At 61.5% G+C, this 14015-nt stretch carries 15 protein-coding genes; 8 read left to right on the top strand and 7 right to left on the bottom strand.

Translation table 11 applies throughout. The features are described from left to right. Nucleotides 1-28 precede the first annotated feature (28 nt). Genes ACQY8Q_RS09525 through ACQY8Q_RS09510 form a run of 4 tightly spaced genes read left to right on the top strand, consistent with a single transcriptional unit; the run spans nucleotide 29 to nucleotide 4408 of the window. Entirely contained in the window at nucleotides 29-799 is a 771-nt protein-coding gene (locus ACQY8Q_RS09525) for an ATP-binding cassette domain-containing protein (protein WP_113529112.1), read from the top strand. 2 nt (nucleotides 800-801) lie between these two features. Further along, entirely contained in the window at nucleotides 802-2289 is a 1488-nt protein-coding gene (locus tag ACQY8Q_RS09520) for an HAL/PAL/TAL family ammonia-lyase (RefSeq protein WP_428426366.1), read from the top strand. 27 nt (nucleotides 2290-2316) lie between these two features. Continuing rightward, nucleotides 2317-3474, top strand: a complete 1158-nt coding sequence (gene solA / locus ACQY8Q_RS09515; RefSeq protein ID WP_428426365.1) for an N-methyl-L-tryptophan oxidase — start codon at nucleotides 2317-2319, stop codon at nucleotides 3472-3474. Between the two features lies 1 nt (nucleotide 3475). Beyond that, nucleotides 3476-4408: an arginase family protein gene (locus tag ACQY8Q_RS09510; protein WP_428426364.1), complete on the top strand. Its 933-nt coding sequence runs from the start codon at nucleotides 3476-3478 to the stop codon at nucleotides 4406-4408. Here ACQY8Q_RS09510 and ACQY8Q_RS09505 read toward each other — a convergent pair. Then, nucleotides 4405-4938 (bottom strand): HutD/Ves family protein, encoded by a 534-nt coding sequence (locus ACQY8Q_RS09505; protein ID WP_428426363.1) that lies wholly within the window; start codon nucleotides 4936-4938, stop codon nucleotides 4405-4407. The two genes, ACQY8Q_RS09510 and ACQY8Q_RS09505, sit on opposite strands and share 4 nt — an antisense overlap. A 123-nt stretch (nucleotides 4939-5061) precedes the next feature. On the opposite strand from ACQY8Q_RS09505, the gene ACQY8Q_RS09500 reads away from it, so the two are divergent. Together ACQY8Q_RS09500 and ACQY8Q_RS09495 are read left to right on the top strand one after the other, a co-directional pair. Further along, on the top strand, nucleotides 5062-5325 hold the full coding sequence (locus ACQY8Q_RS09500) for a type II toxin-antitoxin system Phd/YefM family antitoxin (RefSeq protein ID WP_428426362.1): 264 nt from the start codon (nucleotides 5062-5064) through the stop codon (nucleotides 5323-5325). Next, on the top strand, nucleotides 5322-5714 hold the full coding sequence (locus ACQY8Q_RS09495) for a type II toxin-antitoxin system VapC family toxin (protein ID WP_428426361.1): 393 nt from the start codon (nucleotides 5322-5324) through the stop codon (nucleotides 5712-5714). Before ACQY8Q_RS09500 ends, ACQY8Q_RS09495 begins: the two co-directional genes overlap by 4 nt. Nucleotides 5715-5718: 4 nt before the next feature. Here ACQY8Q_RS09495 and hutU read toward each other — a convergent pair whose 3' ends face one another. The 4 genes from hutU to hutI are packed head-to-tail and all read right to left on the bottom strand — an operon-like array spanning nucleotide 5719 to nucleotide 11043. Further along, a complete protein-coding gene (gene hutU / locus ACQY8Q_RS09490) occupies nucleotides 5719-7392 on the bottom strand; it encodes a urocanate hydratase (RefSeq protein ID WP_428426360.1) in 1674 nt (557 codons plus the stop codon). After that, nucleotides 7389-8207 carry an N-formylglutamate deformylase gene (hutG, locus tag ACQY8Q_RS09485; RefSeq protein ID WP_428426359.1) on the bottom strand — a complete coding sequence of 273 codons (819 nt, stop codon included), beginning with the start codon at nucleotides 8205-8207 and terminating at the stop codon, nucleotides 7389-7391. Before hutG ends, hutU begins: the two co-directional genes overlap by 4 nt. Before the next feature lies 1 nt (nucleotide 8208). Further along, a complete protein-coding gene (hutH, locus tag ACQY8Q_RS09480; RefSeq protein WP_428426358.1) occupies nucleotides 8209-9744 on the bottom strand; it encodes a histidine ammonia-lyase in 1536 nt (511 codons plus the stop codon). 48 nt (nucleotides 9745-9792) lie between these two features. After that, nucleotides 9793-11043 carry an imidazolonepropionase gene (gene hutI / locus ACQY8Q_RS09475; RefSeq protein WP_428426357.1) on the bottom strand — a complete coding sequence of 417 codons (1251 nt, stop codon included), beginning with the start codon at nucleotides 11041-11043 and terminating at the stop codon, nucleotides 9793-9795. 99 nt (nucleotides 11044-11142) lie between these two features. Here hutI and ACQY8Q_RS09470 point away from each other — a divergent pair, with 99 nt between their 5' ends. Together ACQY8Q_RS09470 and hutC are read left to right on the top strand one after the other, a co-directional pair. After that, complete coding sequence (locus ACQY8Q_RS09470; protein WP_428426356.1) at nucleotides 11143-12483, top strand: formimidoylglutamate deiminase; 1341 nt, start codon at nucleotides 11143-11145, stop codon at nucleotides 12481-12483. A gap of 91 nt (nucleotides 12484-12574) precedes the next feature. Then, entirely contained in the window at nucleotides 12575-13342 is a 768-nt protein-coding gene (hutC, locus tag ACQY8Q_RS09465; protein ID WP_428429727.1) for a histidine utilization repressor, read from the top strand. Nucleotides 13343-13395: 53 nt separating this feature from the next. Here the strand turns inward: hutC and ACQY8Q_RS09460 are convergent, their stop codons facing one another. Next, on the bottom strand, nucleotides 13396-13536 hold the full coding sequence (locus tag ACQY8Q_RS09460; RefSeq protein WP_428426355.1) for a hypothetical protein: 141 nt from the start codon (nucleotides 13534-13536) through the stop codon (nucleotides 13396-13398). 46 nt (nucleotides 13537-13582) lie between these two features. Continuing rightward, complete coding sequence (locus ACQY8Q_RS09455; RefSeq protein ID WP_428426354.1) at nucleotides 13583-13744, bottom strand: hypothetical protein; 162 nt, start codon at nucleotides 13742-13744, stop codon at nucleotides 13583-13585. Nucleotides 13745-14015 lie beyond the last annotated feature (271 nt).

The following is a 14015-nucleotide window of genomic DNA, read 5'->3' as shown; positions in this document are numbered from 1 at the left end:
CGCGACCCTCAACCAGACTGGAACGACCATGGCAGGTACAACCCGGCTTTCCGTCCGCAACATCCGCAAGAGTTTTGGCACACATGAAGTGCTGCGCGGCATCTCACTCGAGGCCCGCGACGGTGACGTCATCTCGCTTCTCGGCGCCAGCGGCTCCGGCAAGTCGACCTTCCTGCGCTGTATCAACCTTCTCGAAATTGCCGATCACGGCGAGATTTCCGTCGATGGCGAGCTGATCCAGATGCAGCAGCGCGGCGGCAAGAACGTACCGGCCAACCGCAAGCAGGTGGACCGGATCCGCTCCGAACTCGGAATGGTGTTCCAGTCGTTCAATCTCTGGTCCCATATGACGATCCTCGAAAACGTCATCGAGGGGCCGGTGCATGTGCTGAAGCGCCCGCGCGCCGAATGTATCGCCGAAGCTGAGGCACTGCTGGAAAAGGTCGGGATCGCCGAAAAGCGTCATGCCTATCCGGCGCATCTCTCCGGCGGCCAGCAGCAGCGTGCGGCGATCGCCCGCTCGCTGGCGATGCGGCCAAAGGTGATGTTGTTCGATGAGCCGACCTCGGCGCTCGATCCCGAACTTGTCGGCGAAGTGCTGCGTGTCATGCGTTCGCTGGCCGAAGAGGGCATGACCATGCTGGTCGTCACCCACGAAATGAGCTTTGCCCGTAACGTCTCCAACCGGGTGATCTTCATGAAATCAGGCGAGATCGACAGCGACGGCGCGCCGGAAGAACTGTTCGGTTCGGGCGGCTCTCCAAGTTTCCGCCAGTTCATCGGTAATTTCGGAGGCTGATCGTGCAGGACATCGTGCTTGAGACGGCGCTCGACTGGCGCGCCGTGGCGGCGGTTGCCGATGGGGCAACGCTTTCTCTCTCTGACGCTGCCAGGCAGCGGGTGGAGACGGCGAGCCGGATCGTATCGGCGATCGTCGAAAGCGGCGTGCGGGCCTATGGGGTCAACACGGGCGTCGGCGCGCTGGCCGATACGGTCGTCGATCGCCCCTCGCAGAGCCGTTTGTCGCGCAATATCATTTTGAGCCATGCCTGCGGTGTTGGTCCGTTGCTGGAGGCGCGCGAGGTTCGCGCCATCATTGCCGCCCAGATCGCCAATTTTTCCCACGGCCATTCCGGCGTGCGCCCGGCAATCGTGGACCTGTTGCAGACCTTTCTACGCGAAGATTGCATTCCCGAGGTGCCATTCAAGGGCTCGGCCGGCTATCTCAGCCACAATGCCCATATCGCGCTGGTGCTGATCGGCGAGGGCAAGGCTCGGCTGAAGGGCAAGCCCGTGACCGGCGCGGAGGCTCTGAAGACGCTTGGCGTCGCGCCGCTGGTTCTGCAGGCGAAGGAAGGCTTGAGCCTCGTCAACGGGACGGCCTGCTCGACGGGGATCGGGGCCGTGGCTTTGGCACGGGCCGAACGGCTGCTGGATTGGGCCGATGCCATCGCGTCGCTGACGATCGAGGCACTCGGCTGCCAGATGACTGCCTTCGATGCTGATGTGCTCGCCCTTCGCAAATCGAAGGGGATCGAGAAGGTCGGCAAGACCCTGCGCGCGCGTCTCGCTGGCAGCGGTCTGATCGAAGCGGCGAAGGGGGCGCGGACGCAGGATGCATTAAGTCTGCGTTCGGTCCCGCATGCGCATGGGGCTGGATGGGATGTGTTCGATTTTGCAAGCACGGTCGTCAATCAGGAATTGGCTTCGGTGACCGACAATCCGGCCGTCTCCGGTACGCCGGAAGCGCCGGTAGTCTCCTCCGAAGCCCATGCCGTGGCGCCGGCGCTTGGACAGGCGCTGGATAGTCTCGCCATCGCGATTGCCCAGATATCGATGATGAGCGAGCGCCGCATCGATCGCCTCGTCAATCCGCTGGTCAGCGGCCTTCCGGCCTTTCTGGCCGTCAACCCCGGTGCCGGGTCAGGCTTCATGATCGCCCAATATACGGCGGCGGCCCTTGCTGCGGAAAACCGCCGTCTCGGCGCTCCGGCAAGCCTTGATGGCGGTATTACGTCGGCCCTGCAGGAGGATTTCCTCGGGCATCCGACGGCAGCGGCCAACAAGCTGCTGGCGGTGATCGACAATGCTGAGCAGATCTTCGGTATCGAATTTGCCGCAGCTGCACAGGCGCAGGATTTCAAGGCCAGTGTCGCGCCTCGGGCCAAGGGGACTGATCTGCTCTATCGTCATATCCGTGCCGATGTGCCAACCTATGCCGACGACCGGCCGCTCGGCTGGGATCTGGAGAAGGCCCGCGACCTCCTGCGTGCATCGCCGCCTCCATAAATCTAAATTTCCTGAAAGGATATTGCCATGACCGCCCATTTCGACGTTGCCGTTGTCGGCCTTGGCGCCATGGGCAGTGCTGCCATCGCGCATCTGGCCGCTCGTGGCGTAAAAGTGATCGGCATCGACGCCTGGTATCCGGCGCATGCGCTCAGTTCGTCGCATGGCGACAGCCGCCTGATCCGGCTCGGTTATTTCGAAGACCCGTCCTACGTGCCGCTGCTGCAGCGCGCCTATGCCAACTGGCGGGCGCTGGAAGCGCGGCTGCGCGAAGATATCCTGACGATCACCGGTGTGCTGCAGATCGGCAAACCCGATAGCAAGATCGTCAGTGGCACGAAGAAGAGCTGCGCCCTGCACAATCTGCCGCTGGACACGCTTGATCCCGAAGAGATGCGCCGTCGCTTCCCGGTGTTTTCGCTGGAGAGCGACGAGATCGCATTGCTCGATCCGCAGGGCGGTTACCTCCGGCCGGAAGCGGCCGTCATGGGGCATCTGAAACTTGCCGCCGCCGATGGTGCCGCCTTGCATTTCGGTGAGAAGGTGACGGCGATAGAGCCGGGTGACCACGGCGTCACGATCGTTTCCGATACCGGACGTTACACGGCCAGCAAGGTCATCGTTTCGACCGGCTCGTGGATCGGCGAGCTGGTGCCGGCTTTGCGCGATCATGCGGTGCCGATCAAGCAGGTTGTCTCCTGGTATCAGCCGACGGATGGTTTTGTGACCATGCCGCAACGCATGCCGGTGTTCATCCGCGACGAGGGTGAAAACGGTTCGTTCTTCGGTTTCCCGGCGATCGGTGTCGATGGCGTCAAGGTCGGCCGTCATGCGCATTTCCGCGAGGCGATCGATCCGAACCAGCCCAATCCGGCGGTGAATGACAAGGATACCGACCTGCTCGATAGCTTCATCCGCCGCCGTCTACCGGCCGCCGCCGGGCTTCGCGTCCGCTCCACCACCTGCCGCTATACGATGCTGCCAAGCGAGGATTTCCTGATCGACCTGTTGCCCGGCGACAAGCGCATCGTTGTGGCATCGCCGTGCTCTGGCCACGGATTCAAGTTCACCAGCGTCGTCGGCGAAATTTTGGCCGATCTGGCACTCGATGGCGGTACGGAGCTGCCGATTGGCGCCTTTTCGTTTGCGGTAATGGACCGGTTTCTGGCGGCGTGGGCGGCATGATATGACGTACAGACTTCAGCCGGTGCCAGAAACGTTCTTTGACCTGCCAGCCGCGAGTGAAGCCCGTGCGGGATCGGTCGCGATTTTCGGCGCGGTGTATGGAACGGCCTATCCCGGCAGCATTCCCGATATGTCCGGCATATCCGGACCGGATGCCGTCCGCCGGGCAATCACCGAGGCTTCCGTACATGTCGATCATTGGGATTTCGATTTCGACGGACCTCTGTTGAACGATGGCGCACTGGACGTGGTGGACCTGGGTGATGTCGTTACGCGCCACAATGATAATGCAGGTAATCGCGCGGCGATCGAGGCGGTAACCCGGTACATCCGGGCAGCCGGTGCCATTCCGGTTCTGATCGGTGGCGATGATTCCGCCGCCATTCCCTTCATGCGCGGTCTCTCGGATGTCGATACCCTGCATATCCTGCAGATCGACGCCCATATCGACTGGCGCGACTGGATCGGCGACGAGACGCTTGGTTATTCCAGCACGATGCGGCGCGCGTCCGAACTGCCGTTTGTACGCTCCATGACGCAAGTCGGTATCCGCGCCGTGGGCAGTGCGCGCCGCGAAGAGGTTGAGACGGCAAAGGCTTGGGGCTCGCGGCTGGTGACGGTACGCCAGGTACGGGCAAGCGGTGCTGCCGAGATCGCTGATGCGATTCCGCGTGATGGTGCACTGTTGATCCATATCGATGTCGACGCGCTCGATCCGTCGATCTGTCCGGGCGTCAATGCAATGTCACCCGGAGGTCTGTGGCTCGAGGAGGTGACAGATCTGATCGCCGCGGCAATGACCGGGCGTAAGCTTGCCGGCTTCTCGATTGTCGAGTTTCAGCCGCAGGCCGATGTTAACGGCATGACCGCGACGGTCGTTGGCCGGTTGATCTGCCACGTGCTGGGCAATCTGGCTCGAAAGAATGGCCGTTAAACGGGGCTGATGCGGATCAGGTAGGCCTCCACCGGCATATCGGAACTGATGCGGCAAGGTCCTTCGATGATGGCGCAGTCAAGCCTGGCCAGCTCCTCGGCGTGCTCACCTCTATCGATACGCAGATTGCCAAGCGACAGAAGCATCGTCACGCCACCTTCGGCATCGAGAGGATGATCGCCTTCAAACACGCGCCGTTCGACCTGGTGCGCCCATTGGCCCCGCCGGGTCATCACGTTGAGATCGACGATCGTGCCAAATACCAGCCGTGCCGAGGTCGCTACATCGGCCGGAAACGCTAGTGGTTCGGACGTCTTGGTCAGCACGACAGGCTCCCGTCCGGCGATATCCAGCTGCATGCCTTGGCCTTCAAGGATCGATAAGGTCCGGTCGATGCCAGCGAACACCGAAAACGGCCCGTCGCTTGCCACTGTTGCCATGCTGACGCGCCAGCCGAACGCTGAGAGATCGGCCTCCGGCGGAAAGACTGCGATCTCGACCGTCTCACCGCCGCCGTTTTTCCACGGCATGCGGCGGTACTCTCTGGCTCTCAGTACATTCACCTGACTGTGAGGCGACGCTTGTGGGTCTTGCATTGTAAACCTCAGTAAAGTGGACTAAGTTTAGTGGACTAAGTCCGAAGGAGGACGTTGATGGAAACGGTCAATATTCACGAAGCCAAGACGCATCTGTCGCGCCTGATGGAGAAAGTGTCGAAGGGCGAATCCTTCATCATTGCCAAAGCCGGAAAGCCGATCGGGAAGCTTGTGCCCCTCGATGATACTGACGTACCAAAGAAGCGCCGGATTGGCTTCATGAAAGGCGAAATCGTCGTGCCGGATGACTTCGCTACGATGATGGCCGATGAGATCGAAGAGATGTTTTACGGCAATCCCGACAAATTCAAAAATCGATGAGATTTCTGCTCGATACACATATCCTGATCTGGGCGGCGGGCGATATCGATCTGCTGCCAGCTGACGTCAGGCTCATCATCGAAGATACGAGCAATGAGCTTCTGTTCAGCCCTGCCAGCATCTGGGAAACGGCGATCAAGCACGGCCTGGGCCGTGACGACTTTCGCACCGATCCTTTCATCCTGCGTTATCGCCTTCTCGAAAACGGATATATCGAACTGCCGATCAACAGCGAACATGCAATTGCGATTGCCGGGTTGCCGCTGCTTCACAAGGACCCCTTCGATCGCATCCTGATTGCTCAGGCAATCATCGAAGGGGTTCCTCTCATAACGGTTGACGATATGGTCCTGCGCTATCCCGGACTTCCGAAATATCCGCTGACCTAAAGCCTCAATTCCCGAGAATACCCGGCAGCCGCAGGCCCTTTTCCTTGGCACAGTCGATGGCGATGTCATAGCCCGCGTCGGCATGGCGCATGACGCCGGTGGCGGGGTCGTTCCAGAGCACGCGCTCCAGGCGGCGGGCCGCATCGTCGGTGCCATCGGCGCAAATGACCACGCCCGAATGCTGCGAGAAGCCCATGCCGACGCCGCCGCCGTGATGGAGCGACACCCAGGTGGCACCCGATGCGGTGTTGAGCAGCGCGTTCAAGAGCGGCCAGTCGGAAACGGCGTCGGAGCCGTCCTTCATCGCTTCAGTCTCGCGGTTTGGCGAGGCGACGGAGCCTGAGTCAAGGTGATCGCGACCGATGACGACCGGGGCGGAGAGTTCGCCGGTTCTGACCATCTCGTTGAAGGCGAGGCCGAGGCGGTGGCGATCGCCAAGGCCGACCCAGCAAATGCGCGCTGGTAGACCCTGGAAGGCGATGCGCTCGGCAGCCATGTCGAGCCAGTTGTGCAGGTGCTTGTTGCCGGGCGTCAGTTCCTTCACCTTGGCGTCGGTCTTGCGGATATCTTCAGGATCGCCGGACAGGGCTGCCCAGCGGAACGGACCGATGCCGCGGCAAAACAGCGGGCGGATATAGGCCGGAACGAAGCCCGGGAAGGCGAAGGCGTTTTCGAGGCCCTCATCCTTGGCGACCTGGCGGATGTTGTTGCCATAGTCGAAGGTCGGGACGCCCATGTCCTGGAAGGCGATCATCGCCTCGACATGTTTGCGCATCGAGGCGCGGGCGGCCTTTTCGACGGCCTTCGGATCGCTCTCGCGCTTTTCCTTCCATTCTCCCATCGTCCAGCCCTTCGGCAGATAGCCGTTGATCGGGTCGTGGGCCGAGGTCTGGTCGGTGACCATGTCTGGGCGGATGCCGCGGCGGACCATTTCCGGCAGGATTTCCGCGCAGTTGCCGAGCAGGCCGACTGACTTGGCTTCGCCGGCAGCGGTCCAGCGCGCGATCATCTCCATCGCCTCGTCCAGCGTTTCGGCCTTTTCGTCGACATAGCGGGTGCGCAGGCGGAAATCGATCGAATCCGGGTTGCATTCGATCGCAAGGCAGCAGGCGCCGGCCATGACGGCGGCCAGCGGCTGGGCACCGCCCATGCCGCCGAGACCGCCGGTCAATACCCATTTTCCCTTGAGATTGTCGTCATAATGCTGGCGTCCAGCCTCGACAAAGGTCTCGTAGGTGCCCTGGACGATGCCCTGCGTGCCAATATAGATCCACGAGCCGGCCGTCATCTGGCCATACATGGCTAAACCCTTCTTATCCAGCTCGTTAAAATGATCCCAGGTCGCCCAATGCGGCACGAGGTTGGAGTTGGCGATCAGCACGCGCGGCGCATCCTTGTGGGTACGAAACACGCCGACCGGCTTGCCCGACTGCACCATCAAGGTTTCGTCTTCGTTGAGGTCGCGCAGTGTTTCGACGATCTTGTCGAAATCGGCCCAGGTGCGGGCGGCGCGGCCGATGCCGCCATAGACCACCAGTTCATGCGGGTTCTCGGCCACTTCCGGGTCGAGATTGTTCATCAGCATGCGAAGCGGTGCTTCGGTCATCCAGGACTTTGCCGTCAGCTCGGTACCACGGGCGGCGCGGACGTCGCGGATATTGTGACGAGGATTGGTCATTTGGTTCCCCTTTTGGTGTGTGCCAGTGTCAGCGCCGTTGTTTCGATGCGCGTGAGAATCTCTTTGAGGTGAATGCGAAGTTTGGCCGCCTTGGCCTCGTCATAGGCGAAGGGTGGGGTTTCGGTGCTCAGATGCGTGGACTGTGCCAGCTCCATCTGAATCGTTTGAACGCCGTTTTCCTGATCGCTGTAATGGCGTGTCGTCCATCCGCCCTTGAAGCGGCCGTTGAGGATGCTGGTATAGCCCTCTGCGTTCAAAACGACATCGACCGTTGCGTCCTGAATGGCCGGATCGCAGGTCTTGCCCATATCGGTGCCGATGTTGAAGTCGGGCAATGTGCCTTCGAACAGGAAGGGAATGTCCGATCGGATCGAATGGCAATCATAGAGCACTGCGATGCCGTGGATGGCCTTCACCCGCTCGATTTCGGCCGATAGTGCTGCGTGATAGGGCGCATGGAAATCGGCAAGCCGGGCGGCGATGTCGGCTTCGGTCGGCTCCTCGCCATCCTTCCAGATTGGGACGCCGTCGAAATCCGTTTCCGGAATGAGCCCAGTGGTGTTCTGGCCGGGATAAAGGCTGACGCCTTCCGGATCGCGATTGGCATCCAGGACATAGCGATGGAAAGTGGCGCGCACGGTCGTCACCTCCGGCAGCAGGCCATCGTAGAGGTGATGGATGTGCCAGTCGGTATCGGTTAGCAGCCGGCCGGTGTCGTTCAGCCGCTCCCAGATGGCTGGCGGCACATCGGTGCCGGTGTGCGGGAAACCGAGGATGATCGGTGATGTGCCCTGTTTGACTTCGAAGACGCTCATATCAAGCCTCCAGAACCGGCAGAATGCCGCTTGAAACCGCGGCGTTCAGCGCACCGGTGGCAACAAGGTCGCTGGCTGCCTTGAGGTCGGTTGCCATGTAGCGGTCGACTTCCAGCGTCGCGACGACGGAGCGGATCGCGCCGATGGCGTTTGTCAGCTCCGGGCTGGTGACGAGCGGTGCGCGGAAGTCGATGCCCTGGGCGGCGGTCAGTGCCTCGATGCCGATGATGGCGAAGAGATTGTCGGTCATCTGCAACAGGCGGCGGGCGCCGTGGCAGGCCATCGAGACATGGTCTTCCTGGTTGGCCGAGGTTGGCGTCGAATCGACCGAGGCCGGATGCGACATCTGCTTGTTTTCCGACATCAGCGCTGCCGAGGTGACTTCGGCGATCATCAGGCCGGAGTTGAGGCCCGGCTTCTTGGCGAGAAACGCCGGCAGGCCGTAGGAGAGGGCCGGATCGACCAGCAGCGCGATGCGGCGCTGCGAGATCGCGCCGATTTCGCAGACAGCCAGCGCGATCTGGTCGGCGGCGAAGGCGACCGGTTCAGCGTGGAAATTCCCGCCGGAGACGACGGAATTGTCCGAGAGAACCAGCGGATTGTCGGTGACGGCATTGGCTTCGATTTCCAGGGTGCGGGCAACCGAGCGCAAGAGATCGAGGCAGGCGCCATCGACCTGCGGCTGGCAGCGGATGCAATAGGGGTCCTGAACCCGCTCGTCGCCTTCGATATGGCTTTCGCGGATCACCGAGCCCTTCAGCAGGCCGCGCAGGGCGGCGGCGGCGTCGATCTGGCCCTTGTGGCCGCGCAGTGTATGGATATCCGGATGGAACGGTGCCGAGGAACCCATGGCGGCGTCGGTCGAGAGCGCACCGGTGATGAGGGCAGACTGCGCGGCGCGGTGGGCGCGGAAGAGGCCGGCAAGCGCCAATGCGGTCGAAACCTGCGTGCCGTTGATCAGCGCCAGGCCTTCCTTGGCGGCCAGCACGACCGGCGTCAGGCCGGCGCGCTCCAGAGCCGTGCGGCCGTCAAGCTGCTCGCCGTTGAAGAAGGCTTCACCTTCGCCCATCATCACCGCTGCCATATGGGCAAGCGGGGCCAGATCGCCGGAAGCGCCGACGGAACCTTTTTCCGGAATGACCGGGATGACGCCCTTGTCGAGCATGCCCTCGATCAGGCGAACGAGTTCGAGCCGCGTGCCGGAGGCGCCACGGCCGAGCGAGACGAGTTTCAGCGCCATGATCAGGCGGACGATGTTTTCAGCCAGTGGCTGGCCGACGCCGCAGCAATGCGACAGGATCAGGTTGCGCTGCAGGGTGGCGACATCGGCGGCATCGATCTTGATGCTGGCCAGTTTGCCGAAACCGGTGTTGATGCCGTAAACCGGCGCGTTGCCGGCGGCGATCTCGGCGATGCGGGCGGCGGCCTTCTCGATCCCCTTGTCAAACGAGGGATCAAGACGGGCAGGTTCGCCGGTCCAATAGATGGTTTCGAGCGTCGAAAGCGGGACGGAGCCCGGTTGAAGAATAAGAGTCATCAAGAAGTCCTCACCAATGCGCGGAGCCAGGCTCACGCGTCTCCAAATTCAATGTCCGTTGCGGACGCGGGCATGCAGCGGGTTGAAGCCCATGCGGTAGACGAGTTCGGCCGGCCTCTCGACGTTCCAGATGGCGAAATCGGCCCATTTCCCAGGCTCCAGCGTCCCCACCTCATCGACGAGACCCAATGCGCGTGCCGCCTCCCGCGTCACGCCGGCAATACATTCGGTCACCGTCATGCCGAACAGGGTGGCTGCCATGTTCATGGTCAACAGCAGCGAGGTCAGTGGCGAAGTGCCCGGATTGTTGTCGGTGGCAATCGCCATCGCAACGCCTGCCTTGCGGAACAGCTCGACCGGCGGCTTCCTGGTTTCACGGATGAAATAGAAGGCACCGGGCAGGATGACGGCAACGGTGCCGCTTTTTGCCATCGCCTCTGCGCCGGCTTCGTCGGTATATTCCAGATGATCGGCCGAGAGCGCGCCATATTCGGCGGCAAGTGCTGCGCCATGCAGGTTGGAAAGTTGGTCGGCATGTAGCTTGACCGGTAGGCCGTGGGCTTTCGCCGCATCGAACACCAGCCGCATTTCGTCGGTCGAAAAGGCGATGCCTTCGCAGAAACCGTCGACCCCATCGGCCAGGCCTTCGGCAGTGATGGCGGGCAACATCTCATTGACGACCTTGGCGATATAGCCGGCTTTGTCACCCTTGAATTCCGGTGGCAGTGCATGGGCGCCGAGGAAGGTGGTGCGGATGGCGACGTCACGTTCGTCGCCCAGACGGCGGGCGGCGCGCAGCGCCTTGGCTTCGTTTTCGAGGTCGAGGCCATAGCCGGACTTGATTTCGACGGTGGTGACGCCTTCGGCCATCAGCGCGTCCAGACGGGGGAGGGACTGGGCGACAAGCTCGTCTTCGCTGGCTTCGCGTAGCGAGCGGACAGACGAAACGATACCGCCGCCGGCGCGGGCGACCTCTTCATAGGTGGCACCGGCAAGCCGCATTTCGAATTCGTTGGCTCGGTCGCCAGCATGGACGAGATGCGTGTGGCAGTCGATCAGGCCGGGGGTAATCCAGCGGCCGCCGCAATCGATGATCTCGGTGGCATTCTCGATGGGGAAGGGCAGGCTGGCTTCGTCGCCGGCGTAAAGGATGCGGCCGTCCTGAACGGCAATGACGCCGTTTTCAACGAGGCCGAGACCCGGCAAGGCGGGGTTCAGGGTCGCCAGCCGGGCGTTGCACCAGAGGCGGTCGCAAGCGGTTGGCCGGGAGCTGTCTGGTGCCGATTTTATGGAAGACATCGTTTTCTAGCCTTTCCTTTTCGTGCTATTATGTATAGACATAAAGAAAATGAGCGCAAGTGGTTTTTTTGACCGAAGCAGTCAGGAAGGGATGAGGCCTTGACCAGCATTCATGTGAAATCGGCTCTGACGCCGGCGGGATGGCAGAAGGATGTGCGGCTGACGATCAAGAGCGGCCGGCTCGCCATCGTCGAGGCGGGAGCGGAGGCGCAGGCAGGCGACGAGCGCCACGATATCCTGGTCCCCGGCATGCCGAACCTGCACAGCCATGCGTTCCAGCGCGGCATGGCGGGCCTTGCCGAAGTGCGCGGTCCCGGCGCCGACAGCTTCTGGAGCTGGCGCAACGTGATGTATCGTTTTGCCCTGACGATGACCCCGGATCATGCCGAAGCCGTTGCCAGCCAGCTCTATATGGAAATGCTGGAGGCAGGCTTTTCGCGCGTCGGGGAGTTCCACTATTTGCACCATGATATCGATGGCCGCGCTTACGCCGATATTTCCGAAATGGCACAGCGGATCGCCTCAGCCGCTTTACAGACGGGGATCGGCCTGACGCTGCTTCCAGTCTTTTATGCGCATTCGACCTTTGGTGGGGCGGCACCCAATGAAGGGCAGCGCCGGTTCATCAACACGATCGAGAGCTTTGAGCGGTTGCTCGATGGCTGCCGTTCGGCAGTGAAGGATTTACCGGAAGGCCGCGTTGGCGTTGCGCCACACAGCCTGCGGGCGGTGACGCCGGACGAGTTGGCTGCCGTCGTTGCGATGGCGAAGGACGGGCCGATCCATATTCATGTGGCAGAACAGGTCAAGGAAGTGGAGGACAGTATCGCCTGGTCCGGTGCGCGGCCGGTCGAATGGCTGCTCGATAATGCCGGGCTCGATGGCCGCTGGTGCCTTATCCATGCAACCCACATGACTGACGACGAGACCCGTCGGATGGCCAAGAGCAAGACGGTTGCCGGCCTTTGCCCGATCACCGAAGCCAATCTTGGAGATGGTACGTTCAATGCGGTCGTCTTCGGCGAAGCGGGCGGCAAGTTCGGCATCGGATCGGACTCCAACGTCCTGATCGGTCTGGCGGACGAATTGCGCCAGCTGGAATATTCGCAGCGCCTCGCCCATCGCTCCCGCAATGTTCTGGCAGCCCCCGGCCAGTCAACCGGCCGTGCACTGTTTGATGGTGCTATCGACGGTGGCGGAATTGCGCTGGCCTCGCAGACTGGAATCGCCGCCGGCAATTCGGCCGATTTCGTTAGCCTGAAGGTGCCTGATGGCGATCTCATCGATGACGCAGTTCTGGATTCCTGGCTGTTTGCCAACGGCACGAAGCCGGACAATGTCTGGGTGGCGGGCCGCAAGCAGGTCGAAGGCGGTCGCCATCACAAGCGGGACGAGATATCGGCCAAATTCCGCAGCGTGATGCGTGAGCTGTTGGCCTAAAGGTTCCGGTTCGTTACCACGTCTTTCCAGACAAGCGGCGCCGGGCAGTTTCTGCTAGGACCGAACAGGATGTGTTGAAGGTGAGAGCGTGGTGAAATCGCAGGATATCGATCTGGCCGTTGATGGGCCGCTTGCCGAAAGTGCAGGCGACCTGTCGCTGCATCAGCGTATCCTCGGCGATATCGAGGACCGCATTCTGTCTGGCGAATGGCAGCCTGGTTTTCGCATTCCGTTCGAAGTCGATCTGGCAGAGCAATACAAATGTTCGCGGATGACCGTGAACAAGGCGCTGACACAGCTGGCAAAGACCGGGTTGATCGAACGGCGGCGCAAGTCCGGCAGCTATGTCACGCAGCCACGGGCGCAATCGGCCGTGCTGGAAATTCGCGACATCAAGCTGGAGGTCCAGTCGCTCGGTCTTGCCTATGACTACCGGCTACTCAGCAAAACCCGCCGCCGCAGCACGGCAGATGACAAACACAGGCTCGGTCTCAACGTGGCTGCCTCCATTCTGGAGGTGAACTGCACGCATTTCGGGGGCGCGAGGCCGTTTTGCTTCGAGCAGCGCCTGATCAATCTGACGGCCGTGCCGGATGCGGTAGCGGAAGCCTTTGATCTCGAAGCGCCGGGTCCATGGCTTCTGAACCGGGTGCCCTGGAGTGCTGCCGAACACACGATCAGGGCCATCGCTGCCGATGAGACGATTGCGGCGGCTCTAGCAATTCCGAGCGGGACGCCATGTCTGACGGTCGAGCGGCGGACATGGAGCAACGGTTCCTATGTTACCCATGTCCGCCTTATCTATCCGGGCGAACGGCATGCTTTGATCGCCAACTTCACGCCGTCGCAGCCGAAATAGATGAAATGGAAGGGGCGGTGCTGGTTATCCGGCGCCGCCCCTTCCATTCGTCCTTACTTCTTCGGCTTTGCGCCGGAGAGTTTTGGAACTTCCTTCTGGGTCGTCGCGGCGAAAGGGGCCGCTGTCTTGACAGCTTCCTTGTCCTTCTTCGGCTTCCTGACTTCCTTGTTGCTCTTTGCCTGTCCCTTGGCCATGTGCTGTCCTTCCTCGTTCGATCTATGGAGGGTGAGCACGGGGGCTCTACCCTTTGGCGTCTTCCAGATTGTCTTCCGTCGTTACCCGTTCGTAGGTCTCGCCTTCGGTGCGAATCCGATATTGCGGCGAACCATCCCGGATGGGCAATGTTGCGAGAATGCGAAAAATCGTTTCGTCGCGCAATGACAAACCGACGGTACTTTTCATCCGGACCTTTTGTCCGATGGAAAAGCGGTGAAGCCGGGACTTGGGCTGTCCTCTGGGCGGGGCGGAGTTGGTAGGCATGGCCGTTCTCCTTGACGTCAAAAAAGGAAATGAAAAAAGCGGAGCCTGGCCCCGTTTTGGTCATATCCGCTTTTTTCAAGGAGCGTCTGCCGGGTCGGGAGCTGCCAGTCCATCCGTGGTCAATTCCTGCCGAGTGCCGGCCGGAAACGTTCATATCGCGTATAATAGACGTCCCTGATCCCCGTGGCGATAC

The organism is Pararhizobium sp., from assembly GCF_965279435.1.
Classification (GTDB): domain Bacteria; phylum Pseudomonadota; class Alphaproteobacteria; order Rhizobiales; family Rhizobiaceae; genus Pararhizobium.
Note: the sequence above shows the minus strand (reverse complement) of the source record. Positions and strands in the feature narration are given on the sequence as shown.

Excerpts from the sequence above, each read along its gene's own strand:
- ACQY8Q_RS09455 (WP_428426354.1), bottom strand. The coding sequence starts at position 13,744 with ATGAAAAGTACCGTCGGTTTGTCATTGCGCGACGAAACGATTTTTCGC.
- ACQY8Q_RS09460 (WP_428426355.1), bottom strand. The coding sequence starts at position 13,536 with ATGGCCAAGGGACAGGCAAAGAGCAACAAGGAAGTCAGGAAGCCGAAG.
- hutU (WP_428426360.1), bottom strand. The coding sequence starts at position 7,392 with ATGACCAATCCTCGTCACAATATCCGCGACGTCCGCGCCGCCCGTGGT.
- ACQY8Q_RS09525 (WP_113529112.1), top strand. The coding sequence starts at position 29 with ATGGCAGGTACAACCCGGCTTTCCGTCCGCAACATCCGCAAGAGTTTT.
- ACQY8Q_RS09495 (WP_428426361.1), top strand. The coding sequence starts at position 5,322 with ATGAGATTTCTGCTCGATACACATATCCTGATCTGGGCGGCGGGCGAT.
- ACQY8Q_RS09505 (WP_428426363.1), bottom strand. The coding sequence starts at position 4,938 with ATGCCGTGGAAAAACGGCGGCGGTGAGACGGTCGAGATCGCAGTCTTT.
- ACQY8Q_RS09510 (WP_428426364.1), top strand. The coding sequence starts at position 3,476 with ATGACGTACAGACTTCAGCCGGTGCCAGAAACGTTCTTTGACCTGCCA.
- solA (WP_428426365.1), top strand. The coding sequence starts at position 2,317 with ATGACCGCCCATTTCGACGTTGCCGTTGTCGGCCTTGGCGCCATGGGC.
- ACQY8Q_RS09500 (WP_428426362.1), top strand. The coding sequence starts at position 5,062 with ATGGAAACGGTCAATATTCACGAAGCCAAGACGCATCTGTCGCGCCTG.
- hutI (WP_428426357.1), bottom strand. The coding sequence starts at position 11,043 with ATGTCTTCCATAAAATCGGCACCAGACAGCTCCCGGCCAACCGCTTGC.
- hutG (WP_428426359.1), bottom strand. The coding sequence starts at position 8,207 with ATGAGCGTCTTCGAAGTCAAACAGGGCACATCACCGATCATCCTCGGT.
- hutH (WP_428426358.1), bottom strand. The coding sequence starts at position 9,744 with ATGACTCTTATTCTTCAACCGGGCTCCGTCCCGCTTTCGACGCTCGAA.